General features: G+C 69.7%; 19 protein-coding genes. 10 read left to right on the top strand and 9 right to left on the bottom strand.

What is annotated here, in order from left to right:
• Positions 1 to 176: 176 nt before the first annotated feature.
• From HUN58_RS10755 to HUN58_RS10740, 4 genes are read right to left on the bottom strand one after another with little or no spacing between them, the layout of a single operon-like run.
• A complete protein-coding gene (locus HUN58_RS10755) occupies positions 177 to 458 on the bottom strand; it encodes a hypothetical protein (RefSeq protein WP_208745501.1) in 282 nt (93 codons plus the stop codon).
• A complete protein-coding gene (locus HUN58_RS10750; RefSeq protein ID WP_208745500.1) occupies positions 458 to 1,426 on the bottom strand; it encodes a hypothetical protein in 969 nt (322 codons plus the stop codon). The genes HUN58_RS10755 and HUN58_RS10750 overlap by 1 nt, the downstream gene beginning before the upstream one ends.
• A gap of 1 nt (position 1,427) precedes the next feature.
• Positions 1,428 to 2,675 (bottom strand): ABC transporter ATP-binding protein, encoded by a 1,248-nt coding sequence (locus HUN58_RS10745; RefSeq protein ID WP_208745499.1) that lies wholly within the window; start codon positions 2,673 to 2,675, stop codon positions 1,428 to 1,430.
• A 40-nt stretch (positions 2,676 to 2,715) separates the two neighbouring features.
• Positions 2,716 to 4,086: a hypothetical protein gene (locus HUN58_RS10740; protein ID WP_254631686.1), complete on the bottom strand. Its 1,371-nt coding sequence runs from the start codon at positions 4,084 to 4,086 to the stop codon at positions 2,716 to 2,718.
• Between the two features lie 190 nt (positions 4,087 to 4,276).
• Between HUN58_RS10740 and HUN58_RS10735 the strand changes: the two genes are divergently transcribed.
• The 3 genes from HUN58_RS10735 to HUN58_RS10725 all read left to right on the top strand — a co-directional run bounded on the left by HUN58_RS10735 (position 4,277) and on the right by HUN58_RS10725 (position 6,941).
• Positions 4,277 to 5,077: a hypothetical protein gene (locus tag HUN58_RS10735; protein WP_208745497.1), complete on the top strand. Its 801-nt coding sequence runs from the start codon at positions 4,277 to 4,279 to the stop codon at positions 5,075 to 5,077.
• A gap of 935 nt (positions 5,078 to 6,012) precedes the next feature.
• Complete coding sequence (locus HUN58_RS10730; protein ID WP_141859793.1) at positions 6,013 to 6,534, top strand: hypothetical protein; 522 nt, start codon at positions 6,013 to 6,015, stop codon at positions 6,532 to 6,534.
• 20 nt (positions 6,535 to 6,554) lie between these two features.
• Positions 6,555 to 6,941: a hypothetical protein gene (locus tag HUN58_RS10725; RefSeq protein ID WP_141859796.1), complete on the top strand. Its 387-nt coding sequence runs from the start codon at positions 6,555 to 6,557 to the stop codon at positions 6,939 to 6,941.
• A 465-nt stretch (positions 6,942 to 7,406) separates the two neighbouring features.
• Here HUN58_RS10725 and HUN58_RS10720 read toward each other — a convergent pair whose 3' ends face one another.
• Complete coding sequence (locus tag HUN58_RS10720; RefSeq protein ID WP_254631452.1) at positions 7,407 to 10,091, bottom strand: CBM35 domain-containing protein; 2,685 nt, start codon at positions 10,089 to 10,091, stop codon at positions 7,407 to 7,409.
• Between the two features lie 202 nt (positions 10,092 to 10,293).
• Between HUN58_RS10720 and HUN58_RS10715 the strand changes: the two genes are divergently transcribed.
• From HUN58_RS10715 to HUN58_RS10690, 6 genes are all read left to right on the top strand, one after another.
• Entirely contained in the window at positions 10,294 to 12,393 is a 2,100-nt protein-coding gene (locus HUN58_RS10715; protein ID WP_208745496.1) for a glycoside hydrolase family 36 protein, read from the top strand.
• Between the two features lie 56 nt (positions 12,394 to 12,449).
• The gene (locus tag HUN58_RS10710; RefSeq protein WP_208745495.1) at positions 12,450 to 13,766 is read left to right on the top strand and encodes an ABC transporter substrate-binding protein; all 1,317 of its coding nucleotides are present in this window, start codon (positions 12,450 to 12,452) and stop codon (positions 13,764 to 13,766) included.
• Between the two features lie 107 nt (positions 13,767 to 13,873).
• A complete protein-coding gene (locus HUN58_RS10705) occupies positions 13,874 to 14,827 on the top strand; it encodes a carbohydrate ABC transporter permease (protein ID WP_114850654.1) in 954 nt (317 codons plus the stop codon).
• Positions 14,824 to 15,675, top strand: coding sequence for a carbohydrate ABC transporter permease (locus tag HUN58_RS10700; protein WP_114850655.1), 852 nt, complete (start codon positions 14,824 to 14,826; stop codon positions 15,673 to 15,675). The genes HUN58_RS10705 and HUN58_RS10700 overlap by 4 nt, the downstream gene beginning before the upstream one ends.
• A gap of 35 nt (positions 15,676 to 15,710) precedes the next feature.
• Positions 15,711 to 16,739: a LacI family DNA-binding transcriptional regulator gene (locus HUN58_RS10695; protein WP_114850656.1), complete on the top strand. Its 1,029-nt coding sequence runs from the start codon at positions 15,711 to 15,713 to the stop codon at positions 16,737 to 16,739.
• Between the two features lie 3 nt (positions 16,740 to 16,742).
• Positions 16,743 to 16,940, top strand: a complete 198-nt coding sequence (locus HUN58_RS10690) for a LacI family DNA-binding transcriptional regulator (protein ID WP_114850657.1) — start codon at positions 16,743 to 16,745, stop codon at positions 16,938 to 16,940.
• A gap of 39 nt (positions 16,941 to 16,979) precedes the next feature.
• Here the strand turns inward: HUN58_RS10690 and HUN58_RS10685 are convergent, their stop codons facing one another.
• The 4 genes from HUN58_RS10685 to HUN58_RS10670 are packed head-to-tail and all read right to left on the bottom strand — an operon-like array spanning position 16,980 to position 19,671.
• Entirely contained in the window at positions 16,980 to 17,540 is a 561-nt protein-coding gene (locus HUN58_RS10685; protein ID WP_244289125.1) for a GNAT family N-acetyltransferase, read from the bottom strand.
• Positions 17,537 to 18,550 (bottom strand): hypothetical protein, encoded by a 1,014-nt coding sequence (locus HUN58_RS10680; RefSeq protein ID WP_141859805.1) that lies wholly within the window; start codon positions 18,548 to 18,550, stop codon positions 17,537 to 17,539. The genes HUN58_RS10685 and HUN58_RS10680 overlap by 4 nt, the downstream gene beginning before the upstream one ends.
• Positions 18,547 to 19,212: a GNAT family N-acetyltransferase gene (locus HUN58_RS10675; RefSeq protein ID WP_180225878.1), complete on the bottom strand. Its 666-nt coding sequence runs from the start codon at positions 19,210 to 19,212 to the stop codon at positions 18,547 to 18,549. The genes HUN58_RS10680 and HUN58_RS10675 overlap by 4 nt, the downstream gene beginning before the upstream one ends.
• Before the next feature lie 42 nt (positions 19,213 to 19,254).
• On the bottom strand, positions 19,255 to 19,671 hold the full coding sequence (locus tag HUN58_RS10670) for a BLUF domain-containing protein (protein ID WP_114850661.1): 417 nt from the start codon (positions 19,669 to 19,671) through the stop codon (positions 19,255 to 19,257).
• A gap of 154 nt (positions 19,672 to 19,825) precedes the next feature.
• Here HUN58_RS10670 and HUN58_RS10665 point away from each other — a divergent pair, with 154 nt between their 5' ends.
• The gene (locus HUN58_RS10665; RefSeq protein ID WP_180225879.1) at positions 19,826 to 20,731 is read left to right on the top strand and encodes a carbohydrate kinase; all 906 of its coding nucleotides are present in this window, start codon (positions 19,826 to 19,828) and stop codon (positions 20,729 to 20,731) included.
• Positions 20,732 to 20,778 lie beyond the last annotated feature (47 nt).

Here is a 20,778-nt window from a genome sequence, read left to right as displayed (position 1 = left end):
GCGCCGCCGTGCGCGGTGTTGATGCGTAATCGGTGAGGTCGAAGGTGGCTGCAGCGCTCGGGGGTGGAGTGCTTGCTGCTGGGTGGGGGAGAGTCGGTCCTGGCGTTGCCCTGCTGCAGAGACGGATCCATCAACGCTTCCGCCGGCGGAGACCACTTCGATCAGAAGCCGGCTCGTCAGCGGCAACGAAGGCCCGCACGCAGTTGGCGGAGCGTGTGGGGTTTCACGAGGGTCCACCAGTCCGCGACGGGAACAGCAGTCCATCGCTGGTCGAGGATCGCGGCGACCACACGGTTCGGCCCCGGGGTGCGGCCGTGACGGATCAGGTAGAGCTGGTTCGTGGCCCAAAGTTCGTAGCCGCTGTGGGCCCGTTGGGCGTCGTCGATGCTGCTGAAGGGCCCGATCCAGTACGGGCCGCGTCCCGACGGGATGTCCCAGTACTCGACCGTGTAGCTCATCAGCGTTCGCCGCGGCCCGTGCTTCCTCGACTGGTCTTCATCCACCGGGTCGACGAGAACCTGTCCGGCGCTTCGTTGATGCGGCCGGCGGACCATTCGGGGTGGCTTTTCGCGGGCAGTCGAAGCCACAGGCTGCCGACCGTGTGTTGCCACATGTAGAAGACGTCCTTCAACGGCTTCAAGCCGTGGTACTGGTTCTTCTCCTCGGAGACAAGGGTGATCTCTGTTCGCGCCTTGATGATGCGCCAGTTCTTCGATTTCGCGAAGAACGTCATCCACTGATCCTCGAGATAGGCGTACCGATGGGGGAGCCGGGAGAAGAATCGGTCGTCCGCGACGAGCTCGATGTCGAGCATGGTGCCCCCGGTGCCGGCGTGGTCGGGCACGGTGCCGGGTTCGATCTCGGAGCGCCGCCAGTAGGAGCCGTGCAGCTTGAAGCCCCACCACGGGATGATGGAGTGGGGAGTCCATTGCCGCTTCAGGTCGCGGATGAAGTACGGGGAGACGTTTTGGTCGTCGTCGAGGGTGACGATCGGTCCCCGGTAGCCGGCGTTCCACATCAGGCGGGCGGCGAGGAAACGTCCCAGCCCGCCGAAGTTGGTGGGGCTGTTGATCAGGTCGATGGCGCGAAGCACATGCGGCTCCCGGCCCCGTTGCTTGTCGTGCCACTCCCGGATGACGTTCGTGTAGAACGCGGCGTCGTCGGCGTTGTTGTTCCACAGCACCAAGCGGACGGGGCGCTTCCAATCAAGCGCCTCGAGCATGTTGATGATGCCGCGGATCCGTTCTGGGCGGTTCCAGAGGCACATGATGATGGGAACGGCGCCGTCGGTGAACCCGGTGGCGCCAATGCCCTCCGTCGTGTGAACTCCTTGCTCAAGGATCGTGCCGAGCTGTCGTTGCCAGCGGCGGTCCCGGGGGAGGTCTTTGATCAGACGGAACGCGTGTCGAAGCGCTGCTCGCTGCATGCTAGGACCGCCGAATGGGACCGTCGTAGCTGGTCATGGACCCCTTCGCCCAGACGATTCCGGTGCTGGTGTCCTCGTCGGCGACCTTGAAGGTGGCGGCTTCGCGTTCGATCACGATGTGCTCACCGTTCGCCTTCGCCAGGAACACGTGCACGAAGTACTGACCGCCGCCGAGCCGCAGGTCGGAGAGGCGCCACTCGATTGTGGCGGTGCCGTCGAGGGGAGTGTGCACGGATCGCAGCATCCGGCTGTCGACGCCATAGGCGGGGTGACCGAACTGGTTCTCGATCTTGATTCCGCAGTGCCACTCGGGCAGGACGTCCTTGTGCGAGAACGTCGCGCGGATCACCAGATCGTCGCCGTGCCGATGCTTCTCGCCGGGTGCGCGGCCGGGGATCTCGAGCTCGACGCGCTCGACCTTGGCGGGGTTCGCGTCCTCTTCCGGGTGCGCGGCCTCGGCCTCGGCGACGCGGCGGCCCTCGAGGATCTCGCGGAAGTTCTTCACCGCGAGGCGTGCGGAGCCCTGGAACTTCACCTCGCCGTGGTGCAGCACGACGGCGGAGTCGCAGAGTTCCTGGACCTGGCCGAGCGAGTGCGACACGAGGATGATCGTGCGGCCCTGCTCCTGGAACTCGCGGATCTTGTCGAGGCACTTCTTCTGGAACTGCTCGTCACCGACGGCCAGGACCTCGTCGACGAGGAGCACGTCGGGGTCGGTGTTGATCGCGACCGCGAACGCGAGCCGGACGTACATGCCCGACGAGTAGAACTTCACCTGGGTGTCGATGAAGTCGCCGATCCCGGAGAACTGCAGGATGTCGGCGAACCGGGCCTCGGTCTCCTCCTGCGTCTGGCCGAGGATCGCGGCGTTCAGGTAGACGTTCTCGCGCCCGGTCAGGTCCGGGTGGAAGCCCGCGCCGAGCTCGATGAGCGCGGCGAGGCGACCGCGGCGCTCCACCGAGCCGCTGGTGGGCTCGAGGATGCCGCCGATCGTCTTGAGCAGCGTCGACTTCCCGGAGCCGTTCGGACCGAGCAGCCCGATCGTGGTGCCGGCGGGGATGTCGAGGCTGATGTCCTTGAGCGCCCAGAAGTCCTCGCTGTGGCGACGACCGGCACGGCCGAGCGTGACGACGCGCTCCTTGAGCGAGTTGTCCTTGCGGATCGTGAACCGCTTCGACACGTTCCGCACGGTCACCACGTCGGGGGCGTCGGAGAAGGGGGAGGTTGTCTCGCCCAGGGCACTAGTCATCGGAACTCTCCTCGCGAGGGACTCACCTCGGCACGCAAGGCTACCTTCGTCCTGTTGGAACGAGAGAATCGCCCAAGCCGTCCGAGAGTGCGATGCTCGGGGGCACTGCGCTGGTTGATGGCATGTCCGCTGCCTGGTGAACTGACCGTCGGCCGTCCCGTGTGTTCGGGCTGGTTGGTGTCGCCTGCAGGAACGTGACGATGAGCGCGAGGAGCAGGCCGGCGCGCCCCCAGACGCCGATCGCGAGCGCCTGGTTCGCCCACGTCGGCTCGAGGTTCCCAAGCGAGGTGTAGAACAACACGCGGTACCACCCGATGAACGCGGCAAGGTCCATGACGAAGTAGGCGATGATCCAGGCGAGCCGGATCCGTAGGACCGCGAAGAACGGCAAGAGCCACAGGACGTACTGCAACGAGTTGACCTTGTTGAACACCATGTAGACGCAGAGCATGGCCGCTGCAGCACCGATCCACGGCACGGAGCCCCGTCGCTTCCCGATGATGGCGGCGGCAGCGAGGACCAGCAGGAGGCCGAGCGCAGTCGCGCCTGTGGCAAGGAGCCCCATGAGGTGTTGGGTCGTGCCCGTGGGGGACGCGGACCACGGCAGAAGCCCCCAGTACCAGACCGACAGCGTCGATGCGCCGATCATGCGATGCGCTTGGAATTGGAAGACCGACAGCCAACCGTCGAAGTTGATGAGCATGAACGGGAGGTTCGCTGCGAGAAGCGTCGCCGCGGCTGCGCCGAGGACCGCAAGGCAGTTGCCCACCCGACTTCGTGCTGGCGCTGACTGGTCGAAGAGGAAGGTCAACGCGAGCGGGGCCGCGAACATGACCGGGTACAGCTTGAACGCCCCACCGATCCCGAACGCGACCGCTGCGATGACTGCGCGGGTCAGCGGCGACCACCGTCGCGGACCCGCGAGCGCTATCGCGAGTCCGGCAGCCGTGGCAGCGACCGGGAGAAGATCCCAGTTGTAGAGCCCGTACAGCAACAAGGGCGGGGTCGCGGCAAAAATCCACGCACGACGACCCGCAACCTGCTGCAACCAAAGCACCGTCAGCGCGACAACGGGCAGGAATGTCAGAGCAGTGACGGTGAGGAAGCCGGCGGCGCTCGACACCGGCAGCGCGCTCAACCACACCCAGACGCCAGTGAGCGTCGGATACTCGACCGTGCCGCCGTGAACCGCAGGCAGCGGGATTGCGGTGTACCAGCCGTGGACGTAAGGGAAGACGTGGCTTCCGAGGTCCCGAAGGTTGAACAGCGTGAGCGTGTCCGAGTAGCAAGCGAGACGGTAAACGTGCGTGTCGTACCGGTCCGCGGTATTGCCGATGCCTGCACCGAGCGTTGAGCAGGAGAGCTTGTGGCCGTAGCTGAGGGCGACCAATAGCAGCGCAACAGCAACCATCACCCACCGCTCGACCCCTCTAAGGGGTCGCGTCGCTCGAGGTGAGTCTGGCAGTGACTGCAAGGCGGGTCGTGTCCGTTCCGATTTGACGAGTAGGCACCGACGAGCGGTACGACGAGGGCTGGGCTGAGATCCGCGGACGGTCAGGTCTTGTTGCACGGAACCTGCCTACGGTACGACAAAGGCTGCTATGGCCGCCGGCAGGCGACTCCGGTTCGTCGCCGTCTGCGAAGATGCGGCCATGCGATCGATCGGCCGAGACGGCACGGTGGTCCTCGAACGACCTGAGGACTACGACGACGATCTCGCCGTCGCCGTCCAGGCCACGCAGTTGGACGTGTCGAGATCGATGGCAACGCGCATCGTCGCTGAGTGGTGCGAATTCTTCCGCAGCGGGCCGAGCCAGATCCGGGAGCTCGAGTTCACCAGCAGGACCCCGAAACGGCTTTTCGCGGCCCTCGAAGGTCAGACACAGCTCCAGTCCCTGATCACGAAATGGGGTGACTACGACGACCTCGCTCCACTGGGCGGTATGCGGTCGCTGGAGACCCTGGAACTGCACAGTGCCCCAGCCCTGATCGACCTGAACCCGATCGCCGACATCCCATCGCTCCGAAGCCTCGTGCTGATCGGCACGTTCCGCGTACACGACTACAGCCCGATCGGAGCCTGCAAACGCCTCGAGTACCTCGCTGTCCACCCAGGCACCGAGCGCGGGAAGTCGACTACACCAAACCTGGAGTTCCTCACCGAACTTCCGATGCTGCGCGACCTGAGCTTCGGCGTCGAACCCGACGACCGCGACTGGTCACCGATCCTGCGCCTACAGCACGTCGATCGCATCCACATCGCGGGCCCCACAGACATGCGCCCGACGATGCTCGACCTCGAGTGGGCTGTCCCTGGCGTCGCTATGGCGATCACCGAGCAGCACGACTGGGACGAGAGCCATCACTGGGTCGAGGATCACCCCAGCGACGAGAGTCCATAGCCGCTGCTGCGGCCCGATCCTGCTGGCGGCTCGTCAGGCCACTGGCATCGTCGGAACTACGGCTCCTAGCGTGTCCGAACTGACATAAGGTACATTATCAGCGCTCGCACCGATGGTGCGGACAACATGCCTGTCGCGATCGCTCGCCGGGTCCCGGTCCTGGCCCCGGCGCTTGGGGCGGCGTTTCAGAACGGTCCCGCACTGCGATCATGCTTGCCTCTGGGCAGCGCCGTAGAGGTCTGCCCGTGGTGCAATTTGGTGCACCGCCACCTGTCCACTGCTGGCTCAGCTTGGCTCGATCAGCCGGCGGAAGCCCCGTGTCCACAGCGATCCGACCATCGGTCTCGTCCGTGCGGAGGCGCGGAGATGGGTTCAAATCCCACCGGTACCGCCACAGAAAACCCCCGTTCACGCGGGGGTTTTCTTGTTTTCGGGAGCGCCGACGGTGCGTCCTCGGCGCAGACCCCCGCGAGACGCGCTTGTCGGCCCCCGCGGCGCTGAGCGGACGGTGCGGTCCGTGCCGCGGCAAGCGTCGTCGATCGAACAGTTGCGATGCGGGCCATTGCCGCGGTGTGGGTCACACCCCTTGCAGTGACCTGGTAGTGCGTCTGTCTGAGGACCAGGGAGTCCCGCCCGTAGGCTCAGAGGCATGCGTTGGACAGCGGTCACAGTTGTGCTGGTGCTCCTCGGCTTGGTTCTGACCGGGTGTGCCGTCTGGCTCATCGCGCAAGGCAGCGGATTCGGTTGGCTTCTTCTCGCCGCGGACGTGGTGCTCGGGTTCGTGAACGTGCGTGCGCACCGTCGGCGAGGGACGCGCACCACTGTCGATCGGTAGACCAGCGAGATCCGCGGCGCATGGCACGGTCCATGGTCCGTTGGGCACATGCAGGTCGATGCTCGTGGTCGGCGGCGACCCCGCCGCTTACGGTGGCCGAGTGCAAGACGTGCGCAGTCCGAGCCTGATGCGACTGCTCGTCACGCTCGCAGGCCTGCTGGTCCTGGCCGGAGCGCTCGTCATCGGCGTGCTCGCCACCGTCGGCACCGCAGCGCAGCACGCGCTCGGGCCCTCGCGGACCGCGGACGGCAGCACCTGCAGCCCGCTCAGCGGTGAGTGCAGCCAGCTCTCGCGTTCTGCCGTCGAGCAGATGGTCGGGATCACGCTCCCGGCAGGAACACGACTCGTCTCCTCCGGGAGCCGGGACATGTTCAAGGCGTCCGAATCGTGGGCGGTGGCGTGCGTGCCGGAGGCGCAGCGAGTGTTCGACGCGGCCGAGGCCGACGGCTTCGTCCCGCGCACACCCTCCGACTACCCGGAACGCCGCGACTGGTCCGACAAGCAGCCCACGGACCTCGAGGTGCATCGAGCGGCGGAACTCGGAGCCGACCAGTGGCTCCAGCTCGGAGGAGCCTGCTCGGGCGGCTCGTACGTCTACCTCGGCCACTTCCTCGACAAGTGAGCGCCTTGCGAAGCTCGAGCGTGCGCGCCGCCGCGAGGCTGACAGGGATCCTGCCGAGTGCAGCCCTCGTCGTCCTCATCGCGCGGACCATCGCCTGCGTCCTCGCCTGTCTGCGCCTCGCTCCGATCGACGCGGCGTGGGAGGCCGACCCTGAGCGTCTCCGCGGCGTCCTGCACGCTCAGCCAGCGGGTGTCTGGGCCGCGCGGCGGGCTCTCGCCCTGATCTGGATGGCAACTGTTCCCGTGGCGATGGCCGCGACGATCCTGGCTGCATCGGCCATCGACCGCTTCTCCGCGCAGGGTGCGGTCCACACCTTCGCGCAGACGGTCACAGTGCTTGGGGTCAGCACTTCCATCGCGGGTGTTGTCCTGGCAGTGCTCGTCGTCCTCGAGACCCTGAGCTCCTGACGGACCTCTTCGGGGCAGGCCCGATCGCCGCGCGTGCTCCGTGCGTCACGATCAGCGCCGCCGGCGAGGTCGTCAACTGCGGCGGGTAGGTCGTGCCCGACCACCACATGCCGTCGGACTGGCCGATGACGCCGATGCCGGACCCGGCGGAGCGAGGGCTGACCGTGACGATCGGCCACGGGAACCCCCGCTTCGGCGGGCCCTCTTCTCTGGCCGAGCCGCTGGAGATCGGTCTAGGTGCTGCCCGTCTTCGGCGATGACGGCAGCCTCGCGAGCGTCGAGGTGACGTCCTTCCTCACGGAACCGGACGGCATTCCTGCGTGGCGTTCCCCGACCGCCCGGTGGCCGCGCTGATCTCTGCAGCGGCGTCAGCGCGCGAACGGCGGAGGGCCCGAGGCCGTTCCGCCCCGGACCCTCCGCCTCCGGCCGACAGCGGCGCGTCCCGACACGCGCCGCTGTCGACGGTCACCGCGCGACCGTGGTCGCGCTCCCCGCGGTCAGCTTCGCCAGCGTGACCACGTCGACGTCCGGTGCGTAGGCGCCGGCGTTGCCGAGCGTGAGGGATCCGCTCGCCGTGGTCAGGTCGAGCGGGATGCTCGTGTCCCAGAAGCTGTTCCACGAGTACCCGTTGCGGAACGTGCCGCGCGTGGTCGCACCGCCGGCCTCCGTGACGTCGAGGAACCGGTTGACGACCTGCGGGTTGTAGTTGAGGTTCGACGACTGGTCGGCGTTCGCCGCCGACACGGTCAGGACGTACGCCCCGGCGCCGAGGGACGACGGACGGGTCAGGGTCGCGGTGTTGCCCGCGCCGTTGCCCAGGTACCCGAGCTTCGTGACGACCCCGTTCGCGTCCGCATCGCCGTTCGAGCCGGCCGATGCCGGGATCTGGACGGCACGGGCGGACCCGGCGAGCGTCAGGGATTCACCCTGCACGCGCACCGCGTTGGCGGTGGCGGTGTCGGCGGCGCGCTGCGTCGACCCGCGGACGGTCGTGATGCCGGTGACCGTCGCCCCGTTCGGCGCCCCGACCCGCAGCTCCGAGATGCCCTGCGGCAGCCAGAGCCGGACGGTGGTGCGCCAGGAGCCCGCACCGCTGACCGAGCCGAGGGACACGTTGCGGCCGCCGACCGACAGGGTCAGCGCCGAAGCGCCGGTGGTCACGGAGTCGACGCTGACGTCCTGGTAGCCGGACTCGAGCGTGGAGACGAAGAACGTCGCCGAGCCGGAGCCGGACAGGGTGGCGCCGCCGTTGGCCGCCGACGTGCTCGACCCGTAGGTCATCGTCGCCGAGCCGGCGAGCCGGGCATCGACCGCGGGGTAGGTGTCGGTGTCGCCGATCGTGACGTTCTGCACCGTGAAGCGGTCCAGCGTGATGTCCGCACCGGGCAGGACGTTCGTGCCGTCCTTGCTCGCCCGGAGCGAGAACGTGTGCGACCCGGCTGCGAGCTGCACGAGCACCGAGGTGGTGCCCCGGTACGTCCAGCTCTGGTCGGCCGAGTACTTCACGAGCTGGTTGAACGTGTCGTCGACGAACAGCGCGTGCTGACCGGGCTGTCCGTTCGCGCCGCCGAGCACGGTCAGTCGGTAGGTCCCGGCGGTGGGAGCGTTCACCGTCCAGGTCGCGGCGCTGTCGGCCTTGTCGAACGCCCCGACGTCCTTCCCGCCGGAAGCCATGCCGTTCACTGACGACGGGTCCTGCGTGTACACCGTCGCGTCGGTCAGGGTGGTGTTCTCGGCCTCGACGGTGCTGACCGCTGAGGTGTCGACCGCGGGACGGTTGGCCCGCGCCGGGGTGACCTCGACCTGGTAGGCGGCGTAACGGTCACTGTTCGGGACCGTGACGCTGAGCGTGCCGTTCGACACGGTCGCGCGCTGCGAGACGATGACGGGCGGCTGCTGGGAGAGCCCCTCCTTGCCGTTGAGCCGGTCCGCGCGCACCGTGACGTCGACGGAGCTGCCGAAGACGCTGCTCGACAGGCCGGTCAGGTCGACCGAGACGTCGTTCGTTCCGCCTCCGAGCAGGACCGTGGCCTTCTTCGCGGTCGTGTCGATCGACGCCACACCCTGCAGCGTGTCGGTCGTGTTCGGCTGCGGCGGGGTGACGGTCGCGGTCGTGCCGGTCAGGTCGCCGTACCACTTGTACAGCCACCAGCCGCCGTTCGCGCTGTTCGTGCGGGAGGAGTTGTCGTTGAGGTTGCCGGCGTAGTTCCAGTACGCGGTCTGGGCGTCGACCTTCTGGTCCTCGAACATCGAGATCCACTGGACGAGCTGTCCGGGCACGCCCATGTCGCGCGGGTTGCCGTACTCCGTGATGTTCACCGGGATCGCCGACAGGCCGAGGTTCGACAGGATGCCGCGGTACGTCGACATGTTCGTCCGGAAGTTCGCGAGGCTACCGGGGTTCAGCTCGTGCCAGATCGTGACGTCCGGCAGCTGGTTCTGCGCCTTGGCGTAGGTCAGGAAGTCGGTCGTGCGGTCCGCGTGGAACGACGAGTCACCCATCGCGCCGATCTTCGCGTGGCCGAGTCCGTGCGCCGTCCAGACCTGCTGGATGGTCGTGTACACGGCGGACCAGTCGGACAGGAACTGCGATTTGTCGTTCGTCCAGTTCGTGTACCAGTCCAGGTCGGGCTCGTTGAACGGGATGAAGACGTACTGCTTCGGGTGCGCCGACTGCGTGGCGATCGTCTCGGCTTCCTGCTTGACGATCGGCAGGTAGTCCCACACGCCGTCGTCGTTCGCGTCGCCGGGGCGGTTGCCGCCGTTGTAGGGGAAGTCCGGGTAATGGTCCTGCATGTAGACGTACTCGTCCTTCCCAGCGCCGGCGAAGAACGACGGTTCGACACGGAGCGCGTCGCCGGTCGGGTGCTGTGCGCCTCCCGGCGGCTTCTGCGACGTGTTCGTGACGTGCGCTCCGTCGACGAGCGCCTGGGTCGGGTTGCCCAGGTCGCCGAGACCGTAGAGCGTGCCGCCGGCTCCACCGCGGACGGCTCCGGTGGACGATCCGAACGCGACGCCGAGGTGGTCGACGGTGGCAGCGGACGCCGTGGGTGCGATCCCGACGAGTCCGAGGGCGGTGAGGGCGGCGACCGAGACGGCCGCGGCGAACCCGGGCGCGCGACGGCGACCGGGAGTGACAGGACGTGGCACTTCGTACTCCTTCGTACTGGGCCCCTGAGTCGGGACGATCGGAACCCTAGGTCGTGAAAGCGATTTCAACAAGAGGTGAAGACCGCGATCGTCTGGCCGCTCAAGTCGAGATAGCGATTTCACAATTGCTCTTGCATCACGCACTGAAACCGCTATCATCGCCTCACGGCCCACCGTCGGGCCCCACGACGAGGAGGCAGCGTTGCCGCAGTTCGACTGGACCCCGCAGGGCGTCCACCTGGCGTTCCGACACGACGAGGACCGTCCCCTGAGGGTGACGCGGTTCGTCGGCCGAGGTGCCGACGCGTGCCTCGGCGACGACGTGCCCCTCGTCGAGGTGCTCGCCGTCGGCTCCGGGCACACACTCTCCAACGACCGACTCGTGCAGACGTCGATCGGCGCCGCACTGCGGTACCGCTCGCACGACGAGCCGGCTGCCGACACCCTCGTGGTCCACCTCGGCACGGAGGGCACCACGCCGGCCGTCGAGGTCGACGTGACGCTCCGCGCGGTCGACGGTGCGGTGCGGTGCGTGTCCACGGTCCGGAACGCCGGTGCCGAGGCCGTCCTGCTCACCTCGGTCACGAGCTGGGCGAGCGGTCTCGGGCGGGACGCGGGTGCCGAGCGCCCACTGCTCCCCTCGGACTGGTCCCTCATCGAGGGTGTGAACGACTGGCTCGGCGAGGGGCGCTGGACCACCCGACCGCTCCGCGGTGTCCTCCTGCCGGAACTCCACGAGGAACTCACGGGCCACACGCCCCGGTCCGCCGTCACCCGCACGGCGGCGGGGACCTGGTCGACCGGTGGGCACCTGCCCGTCGCGGGCCTGACGGCGCCGGGCCTGACCTGGTTGTGGGAGGTCGAGCACAACGGTCCCTGGCGGTGGGAGGTCGGCGAGCACGTCTCCGACTGCTACGTCGCGGTGTCCGGGCCGACGGACCGCGACCACCAGTGGTCGGTGTCGCTGGAGCCCGGTGACACGTTCACGACGGTGCCGGCGACCGTGGCGCTGGGCCGGGACCTGCCGACCGCGGCGGCTGCGATGGCCGCAGCCCGGCGGCGGAACCGTCTGCCGCACGCCGAGAACACGGTGCCGACGATCGTCTTCAACGACTACATGAACACCCTCGACGGCGATCCCACCACCGACAAGCTCCTGCCCCTCGTGGCCGCGGCCGGCCGTGTCGGCGTGGACACGTTCTGCATCGATGCCGGCTGGTACTCGGACACCGCGGACTGGTGGGACACCGTCGGAGCGTGGGAGCCGTCGCGCACCCGCTTCCCGAACGGGCTCCGCGAGGTCGTCGAGGCGATCCGGGACGCCGGCATGACGCCGGGCCTGTGGCTCGAGCCCGAGGTGGTCGGGGTCGGCAGCCCGGTCGCCGACCGCCTGCCACCCGAGGCGTTCCTGCAGCGCCGTGGCCATCGTGTCGAGGAGCACGACCGGTACCATCTCGACCTCCGGCACCCCGCGGCCCGCGCGCACCTCGACGCCGTCGTGGACCGCCTGGTCGCGGAGTTCGGCATCGGCTTCTTCAAGCTGGACTACAACATCGACGGCGGTCCGGGCACCGACCGGGCGACGGACAGCGTCGGCGCCGGACTGCTCGAACACAACCGGGCGCACCTCGCCTGGCTCGAGGGCGTGCTCGCGCGCCACCCGGACCTGGTGCTCGAGAACTGCGCGTCCGGCGCGATGCGCGCGGACCCCGCCGTGCTCGCGCGGACGCAGCTCCAGTCGACGTCGGACCAGCAGGACCCGCTGCTGTACCCGCCCATCGCAGCATCCGCGAGCCTGTCGGTGCTGCCCGAGCAGGCGGCGAACTGGGCCTACCCGCAGCCGGACCTGTCCGACGAGCAGAACGTCTTCACCCTGGTCACCGGGCTCGCCGGACGGTTCTACCTGTCCGGGCACCTGGACGGCATGACGGACGACCAGACGGCCCGGGTCCGCGAGGCAGTCGACGCCGCGCGGTCCCTCCACCGGTACCTCACCGACGCGGAGCCGTCCTGGCCCCTCGGCCTGCCCGGGTGGACCGACCGCTGGGTCGCGGCCGCCCGGCACACCCCGTCCCGCACGGTCGTCTCCGTTTGGGACCGGGGAGACGGCCCGGACGAGACCGTCCTGCACTTCCCGACGCTCGCCGGCCACGCCTGCTCCGTCTCCACGATCTTCCCGCGCGACCTGCCCGGATGGCAGGCCGCGTGGGACGCCGACACCGGCACCCTGTCGGTCCGCACCACCGTCACCACCCCGACGGCTCGGACCTTCTCCCTCACTCCGACGGCGCCGTCGGCGTGAGACACGAACACCTCGCAGCACCCCCACTCGACGAACACCTCACACCAAGGACGAACATGAAGCACGCATGGAAGGGCGCCGTCGCCGTCGCCGCCGTGGCGGCAGCGCTCCTCACCGGCTGCAGCGACCCCGGATCCGGCACCACGACCGGCTCCGGCTCGGTCACCTGGCCGTCGCAGACCGCCGACCTGAAGGGCACGACGCTCACGATCTGGGCCGCGCAGAACTCGAACAAGACCGCCGACTCGGTGATCAGCGGGTTCGAGAAGGCCACCGGCGCGACCGTCAAGGTCGTCACCATCCCGGACCCCTACGAGCAGGGCGTCCAGACCAAGGTCGCGACGGGCGACAAGCCGGACCTGGCGTTCTGGCAACCCACCGCGTCGGAGCTCACCTCGCTCAACGCGAAGCAGAACCTCCAGTCGCTCGAGGGCGCGCCGTGGACGTCGAAGTACACCGCGAACCTCGCCGACATCACCGGCAAGCTCGACGGCACCCGCTACGCGGCGCTCGTCAGCACGCCGGCCGTCGAGGGCGTCTACTACAACAAGGAGGTCCTCGCGAAGGCCGGGATCACCTCGACGCCGAAGAACTGGGACGAGTTCCTCGCCGATGCGAAGACCCTCAAGAGCAAGGGCGTCACCCCGTTCTACGAGATGGGCGGCGACAAGTGGGCCACCCAGTGGTGGGTGCAGGTCCAGCTCGCCGACGCAGCGAAGGACGGTCTCTGGAAGCAGATCAACACCGGGAAGGAGCAGTTCACCGACGCCACCGTCCAGAAGGCTGTCGACGAGTACGACGACCTGATCAAACAGGGCATGTTCAACAGCGACATCAAGACCGCCACGTTCGAGGACCAGGGCAAGGCGCTCCTCGCCGGTGACGCGGGCATGGTGATCCAGGTCAACTCGTTCTTCAACCAGCTGCAGACCCTGGCGAAGACCGACGAGCTCAACCAGAAGATCGGCTTCTTCCCGATCTCGCCCTCCGGCAACACCGGCACGTTCATCCCCGACCAGAGCAACGCGCTCGTCGCGTTCAAGTCCGGCAACGACAAGCAGGAGGCCGCCGCCCGCCAGTTCCTGTCGTACTGGATGGGGAAGGGCTACGCCGACTTCGTGAAGGACCAGTCGACCGTCTCGATCGAGAAGGGCGTCGACACGCCCTCGACCGTCCCGACCGCCCTCGAGGACGCAGCTGCAGCCGTGCCGTCGTCGGTCGGTTCGATGCAGGCCGAGGCCATCGCGAACCCCGACCTGTACCTCTACCTCGCCGACATGATCCAGGGCACCAAGACCCCGGACCAGGTCACCCAGGCAACGCAGCAGCAGTTCGCGCAGCTCGCCAAGGCGCAGGGCGCCGCGGGCTTCTGAACCCAGTCGGCCGACACCGGACGGGAGGCGCGTGGCGGCCCCGCACCGTGCCTCCCGTCCGTCAGCCGCTCACTCGACCAACGCGCCACCAGCACCACGAGGACCCCATGACCGCACAGCTCACCCCCGGTCGGACCCGGCCGTCCCGGCCGGTCCCGACCCTCTCCGCCGATCCGCCGACCGCCGGTCGGCCGCGCCGCAGCGACCACCCGCTGTGGTTCCTCGTCCCGGCCCTCGCGGTCCTGGTCGTGTTCTTCTTCATCCCGACGCTGTTCAACTTCGTCTACGCGTTCACGAACTGGTCGAGCTTCCACAGCGACATCGCCTTCGTCGGCGGCGACAACTTCGCCGCCCTGTTCCAGAACGGCACCCTGCTCACCGACCTCCGCACGACGCTGGTCTACGCCGTCCTCGTCGCCGTGTTCCAGAACCTCTTCGGCCTCGTCCTGGCCCTGGTGCTCGAGGCGGACACCCGGATCAACCGGATCGCCCGCACTGCGTTCTTCGTGCCGGTCGTGATGTCCGCCCTCGCCGTCGGGTACATCTTCCAGGCCCTGCTCAAGCCGGCCGGCGGGCTCAACGCCATCCTCGGCTTCCTCACCGGCCACGAGGTCACGATCGCCTGGCTCGGCAGCACCACCTGGACGCTGCTCGTCGTCGCGATCATCCACGCCTGGAAGTGGATGGGCCTGTCGATGCTCATCTACCTCGCCGGACTCAAGACCATCCCCGGCGACGTCCTGGAAGCCGCGCGCATCGACGGGTCCGGCTGGTGGAGCACCTTCCGGTCCATCCGCTTCCCGCTGCTCGCCCCCGCGGTGACGTTCAACGTCGCCACCGCCCTGCTCGGGTCGATGAACGGCTTCGACATCGTCCAGGCCACCACCGCCGGCGGACCCGGCGGCACCACCGAGCTGCTCAACATCTTCATCTTCCGGACCTTCGGGCAGGGACTGTTCGCGCAGGCCACCACGATGAGCCTGTCGCTCTTCGTGATGGTCACGCTGCTGGCGTTCCCCGTCATCTTCTTCCTGCGCAAGCGAGAGGACGTGCTCTCATGACCGTCGCGAATCCCGCCTTCCGCCGCCGTCGTCCGGTCAGTCGCTGGCTGCAACCGGTCGTGGTCGTACTGCTCGTCGTCGCGCTGCTCGGGGTGCCGTTCTGGATGGTCGTCGTCACCGCGGGCAAGGACCAGGCCGAGGCACTGAACCCGAACCTCTCCCTGCCGTCACACTGGCAGCTGCTGCAGAACTTCGGCACCGTCCTCACCCAGGGCCGAATGGTCCCCGCGTTCCTCGGCAGCATGCTCGTCATGGTCCCGTCGGTCCTGGGCGTCCTGGTCCTCGGGGCGATGGCGTCGTGGGTGCTCGCCCGCCGGAAGGGCCGACTCGTCTCGATCGTGTACGCGCTCGGCATCAGCGGCATCGTGCTGCCCCCGGCCGTCGTGACGATCGTGCTGCTGCTCCGCCAGCTCGGCCTCGCGGGCACCGCGGTCGGCATGATCGGCGTCTACATGGGCATGTACCTGTCGACGGTGATCTTCTTCGTCACCGGCTTCGTCAGGACGATCCCCGCCGAGCTGGAGGAAGCCGCCCGCGTCGACGGTGCCGGACCGGTCCGGGTCTTCGTGCGGATCATCCTGCCGCTGCTCGGCCCGACCCTGGCAACCGCGACGATCCTGATCTGCCTGTACATCTGGAACGACGTCTTCTACGCGCTGTTCGTCGTCGGCGGCCGGCTCGACACCCTGCCGCTGAACCTGTACCAGGTCGCCTCGAGCGGGCTCTACCTGCAGAACTGGCACCTGATCTTCGCCTACATCATCCTGATGAGCCTGCCGCTGCTCGTCACGTTCGTGGTGATGCAGCGGAAGATCATCGCCGGGATCACCAGCGGAGCGGTGAAGTGAGCGTCATCGTCGGCAGGTCGTATCGTGAGGGGACCATGACCCCGCCGCGCCGCGACAAACCCGTCACCATCAGCGACGTCGCCCAGCTCGCCGGCGTCTCCGTGCCGACGGTGTCCCGCGTCCTCACCGGAGCGGCCAAGGTCAGCGAAGGTCGTCGGTCGCGCGTCCTCGACGCGATCGCCGAGCTCGGGTACCGCCCGAGCGCCGCAGCGCAGACCCTGGCCTCCCGCCGATCGAACGTCATCGGGATCGTCGCCGGGAACACGTCCCGGTACGGCTACGCCGAGGCGATCCGCGGCGTCGAGGAGTCCGCGCGCGCGGCCGGGTTCCTGAGCTTCATCGTCGTGGTCGAGACGGCGGAGCAGGACGACGTGGCCGCGGCGACGGACGCTGTGCTGCGGCAGTCACCCGCCGGCGTCGTCGTCCTGAAGTTCGATCCGCCCGGCGTCGCGGCCCTCGCCGCGCTCCAACCGCACATCCCCGTCGTCGCGCTCTCCGGTGTCCCCGAGAGCGGTGTCCCGCAGGCCGTGCTCGACGAGTCGCACGCGGCCGCGGCGCTGACCCGGCACCTGCTCGGTCTCGGCCACCGCACCGTCCACCACGTGCGGGTCCCGCCGTCGGGCAAGGAGGACGGGCGTACGTCCGGGTGGCGGCACGCCCTGAACGAAGCCGGGATCGCCGTGCCCGAGATCCGCGACGTCTCGTGGGACCCGCGTTCGGCGTACGAGGTCGGTGTCGCCATCGCCGGGGAGTCCGACGTCACCGCGGTGCTCTGCGGCAACGACGAGACCGCCATGGGCCTGATCCGCGGACTCCACGACGCGGGCAAGCGCGTCCCCGACGACGTCAGCGTCGCCGGGTTCGACGACCACCCGCTCGCGGCGATGTTCCTGCCGTCCCTGACGACGGCCCGCCAGGACTTCGCCGAGCTCGGCCGGCACGGCATGGCCCAGCTCGACGCCCTCCTGACCGGGGCCGCGCCGCTCGCGCTCGACACCGTCGACCCGCCCGTCCTGATCCGCGAGAGCACCGCGGCACCGCGCGACGCGGCGCCGCGGGACTGACCGATGCCGTCGTCGGAGCGGCCGACGATCTACGACGTCGTAGCAGCCGCAGGGGTCTCGCACCAGACGGTGTCCCGGGTGCTGAACTGTCCGGAGACCGTCCGGCCCGCGATGCGGACCCGGATCCTGGCCGTGATCAGCTACCTCGGCTACGAACGCAGCCCCGAGGCCGTCCGACTCGGTCGACGGCCGCGGCGCTGAACGGACGTCGGTCTCAGGGGGCGTTCCGACCAGTCCGACTCACTCGCCCGCGTCGGACCGTCCGAGGAACGGCGTCACCCGCCCAGTCCGGTGGTCCTCCCGCAACAGCCCGTACGCCACCGAGTCCCTCGGCGCCGAGCCCTCGACGGGCCACGCCCGCCGGTACTGCGCCTCCTGGACCCACCCGCACCGGACCAGGACCTTCCGCATCGCGACGTTGTCGTCCCGGGTCTGCGCCTCGAGCCGATCGACGTCGGGGTACCCCGTGAACACGGTGTCGGCGAGTGCGCGGACGACCGGCACGCCGAGCCCCCGCCCTCGGGCCCGCTCCGCGAGCCGCACGTCGATCAACGGTGCGCCGTCGTCCAGGTCGTCCAGGGCGACCATCCCCACTGCCGCGCCGTCGGCCTCGACACGGAACAGGGCGTGCGCCGGACCCGAGAAGTCCCCGTCCGCGACGCGCCGCTCGACCTCGTTGCGCGTCGGGGCCGACGTGACGTGGAACGGGAAGCGGTTCGTGGTCAGGAAAGCGACGAGCCATGACCGACCGACCGGGTGCGCCAGGTCCACCGGGAGCAGCGCGACGCTCGGCGCGGTCACGGACCGCACACCGCCCCCGTGACCGGGCACCGGTTCCCGTCGAGCTCGTCCGTGTACTCGTCCCCGTCCCCGAGCAGCACGTGCCGGTACGCCGCGTCACCGATCGGCTCGGCCGACCGGACCGCGGCCCGCAGCACCGTCTCGTCGACCGCGCGCAAGGCACTCACTGCGACGAAGGTGTCCCCGACGACGGCGGCGACCTCGTGTCCGTGCGCACTCGTGCGGACCACGACCCCGTCCGTGGTGGTGCACCCGGTCTCGGGCTCCGACGCACCGTCCGGACCGACGCCCTCGAGCGCCCGTCCGCACGACGGCGCATCCGCGGCAAGGGTGACGACGGTCAGGTCGTCCCCGCTCGTGTTGCCCGGGTAGTGCGCCGGGGAGGCGGGGGACGAGAACACCTGCAGGAAGCCGGGCAGCCGCCGCTCGATGTTCGCCTCGAAGTCGGAGCCGTAGCCCGGCGGCGAGATCGTGACGGGGCGGAAGTCGGCGCCGATCGCGACCTGAGCCCGCGCGATCGCCTGCTGGTCGCGTTCGACCGCGCGGCCGTGCGCCTGCACCCCGAGCACGGTGACGAGCGCGGCGACGGCGAGCACCGCGGTCCCGCCGGCGACCAGCCCTGCGAGCCGCGGCCTTCCGGGGTGCACCAGGAGCGCGGGGACGGCACCGACGACCGCCCCGATCAAGTACGGCAGCGGTGACGGCGCGAGCAGCAGCGGACCCGGTGCGGGGACGAACCACGGGACGACCTCGGTGACGAGGGCGCCGGGCACCAGCACGAGCGACGTCGTCCCGAGCCACCACGCGCGACGACGACCGGTGCCCACGAACCCGCAGAGGCCGAGTCCGACACCGGCCAGGACGGTCACCACCGGCAGGGCGACGAGGCCCCCCACGCCGGTGAGGAACAGCAGGACCACGCCGACGTGCACGAGGTACGCTGCGCCGACCCCGACGAGCGTCGCCGACACGACGTGCCACCACGGCCTTCCTCCGGAGCGGTCGTTCACGGCGCGCTCGGCTCGAGCGTGACCCACTCCTCGTCGCGGACGTAGCCGAGCGCGGTGTTCGCGGCGATGATCGCCGGGTTGTCGGCGGAGCCTCCGGTGCGGAACCGGGTCACGCCGGCGTCGAGGAGCGCGAGGACCGACGCGGCCTTCACCGCGGTCCCGATCCCGCGCCCGCGGTGGTCCGCGGCGACCACCGTGACGTCCGTCTCCGCCGAAACGGACGCGGCAGCGCAAACGGCAGTGGCATCAGAACCGGCAGCGGCATCGGAACCGGCATCAGAACCGGCAGCAGCACCGCCAGCACCGACCAGCACGTCGACGAACGTCATCGCGACGAGGTCGTCCCCGGACCATGCTCCGAACGCTCGCCGCACCGCCGAGGGCGTCGCGCGCTCGCGGTCGAACGGCTCGTGCCGCGTCGCGACGCTGCCCGGGTAGTGCCCGACGGTCGCCACGTCGAGGGCGAGCACCGCGTCGACGTCGGCGACGTCGAGCGCGCGGACCGGCAGCCCGGCCCGGTCCACCAGGGAGCGGAGCCGCGTCCGGTCGACCGCGTCACCGTCGAGCTGCGCCCCGAACGAGCGCGCGACGACCCGCCACCCCCGCCGTTCCAGCTCGACCCGGCGCGGCGCATCCGCCGGCAGCACGACCACGTCCCCCATGCCGCGATCCTGCCACGGCCCGTGGTCACGCCGGGGTCACGATCAGCCGCGGGGCCGGAACCAGCGGATCAGCTCACGGAGCGCCGGCAGCGACGTGACGGAGTCGCCGCCCGCCGCGTCGAGGTCGTCGAAGGTGGTCCGGTACCCGGGCGCCTGCTCGACGTCGGTGTCGGCCGCCGGGTAGCCCATGGTCCACTCCGGGAACTGCCGTTCCTCGATGACCTCCTCGAGCAGCACGGTCACCTTGGTGTGCCGGGCGTCGTGCTTGATGGTGTCCATCTTGCGTCGCACGGCCTGGTCCGGGCCCTCGAGCAGCTGCAGGAAGTAGCCGTTCCGGAACAGGAGCACCCCGGTGATGTCGTTCTCGGCGTTGGCCCGCCGGCTCTGCGCGAGCAGCTGCGCGAGGTCGGCGTCGTCGAGCGCGTCGGTGGCGACGCTCGAGTAGGTCAGGGACAGCATCGGAGCTCCATCTCGACGGTCGGGTCGGGTACGGCCGAGTCAACTCCCCGGCACACGTCCGGCACACGGGAACCAGGGGACGGACGGGAGGATCGTGGTGCGTCCGTCAGGCCGCTGCCGTCACGGGGCGCGCACCTCTGTCAGGCTGGTCGCCATGAGCAGCGTCATCGTCGTCGGAGAAGCCCTGGTCGACGTCGTCGACCGCCCCGAGGGACGGTCCGAGCACCCCGGCGGCAGTCCGATGAACGTCGCGGTGGGGCTCGCCCGGCTCGGCCGTCCGGCCCGGCTCGTCTGTGCACTCGGCGACGACGACCGCGGTGCCGCGGTCCGTGCGCACGTCGAGGCGAGCGGCGTACGGGTGGACGCGACGGCGGTCCCGCGGACCTCGACGGCGGTGGCGACGATCGCCGCGGACGGCGGGGCCTCGTACGAGTTCGACCTGGACTGGCGGATCGACCCGGTCGACGTCTCCGAGGGCACGCCGCTCGTGCACGTCGGGTCGATCGGCGCGGTCCTGCAGCCGGGTGCCGCGACGGTGCTCGACGCCGTGCGCGCCCGACCCACCGGCACACTGCTGTCCCTCGACCCGAACGTCCGGCCGTCGATCACGCCGGACCGCGGCGCCGTGCTCGCGACCCTCGAGCCGCTCCTGGCCGAGGCCGACGTCGTGAAGTGCAGCGACGAGGACGCCGCCTGGCTCTGGCCGGACCGGGACGTCGACGCCGTGCTCGACGGGCTGCTCGCGGCCGGTGCGACGCTCGCGGCCGTGACGCTCGGCGGCTCGGGGTGCGCGATCGCCTCCCGAGACGCCCGCCGACGGATCGCCGCTCCCGCGGTGACGGTGGCGGACACGATCGGCGCGGGGGACTCGTTCATGGCCGGGCTGCTCGCCGCCGTCCTCGCGACCGGGACCGCGCCGACGGCCCTCGACGAGGACGACCTCGGGCGCCTGGCCGCGCTCGCCCTCGCGTGCGCCGCCGTCACGGTCTCCCGCCCCGGCGCGGACCCGCCCACCACGGACGAGCTGCCCGCCGAGGTCCGTCCCGACGCGACCCCATGACGGACGCCACCCCCTGACGGACGGGAGGCACGGTGCCAGCCGGCACC

This window comes from Curtobacterium sp. Csp1 (genome assembly GCF_013347185.1).
This window is presented reverse-complemented; position numbering and strand designations above follow the sequence as displayed.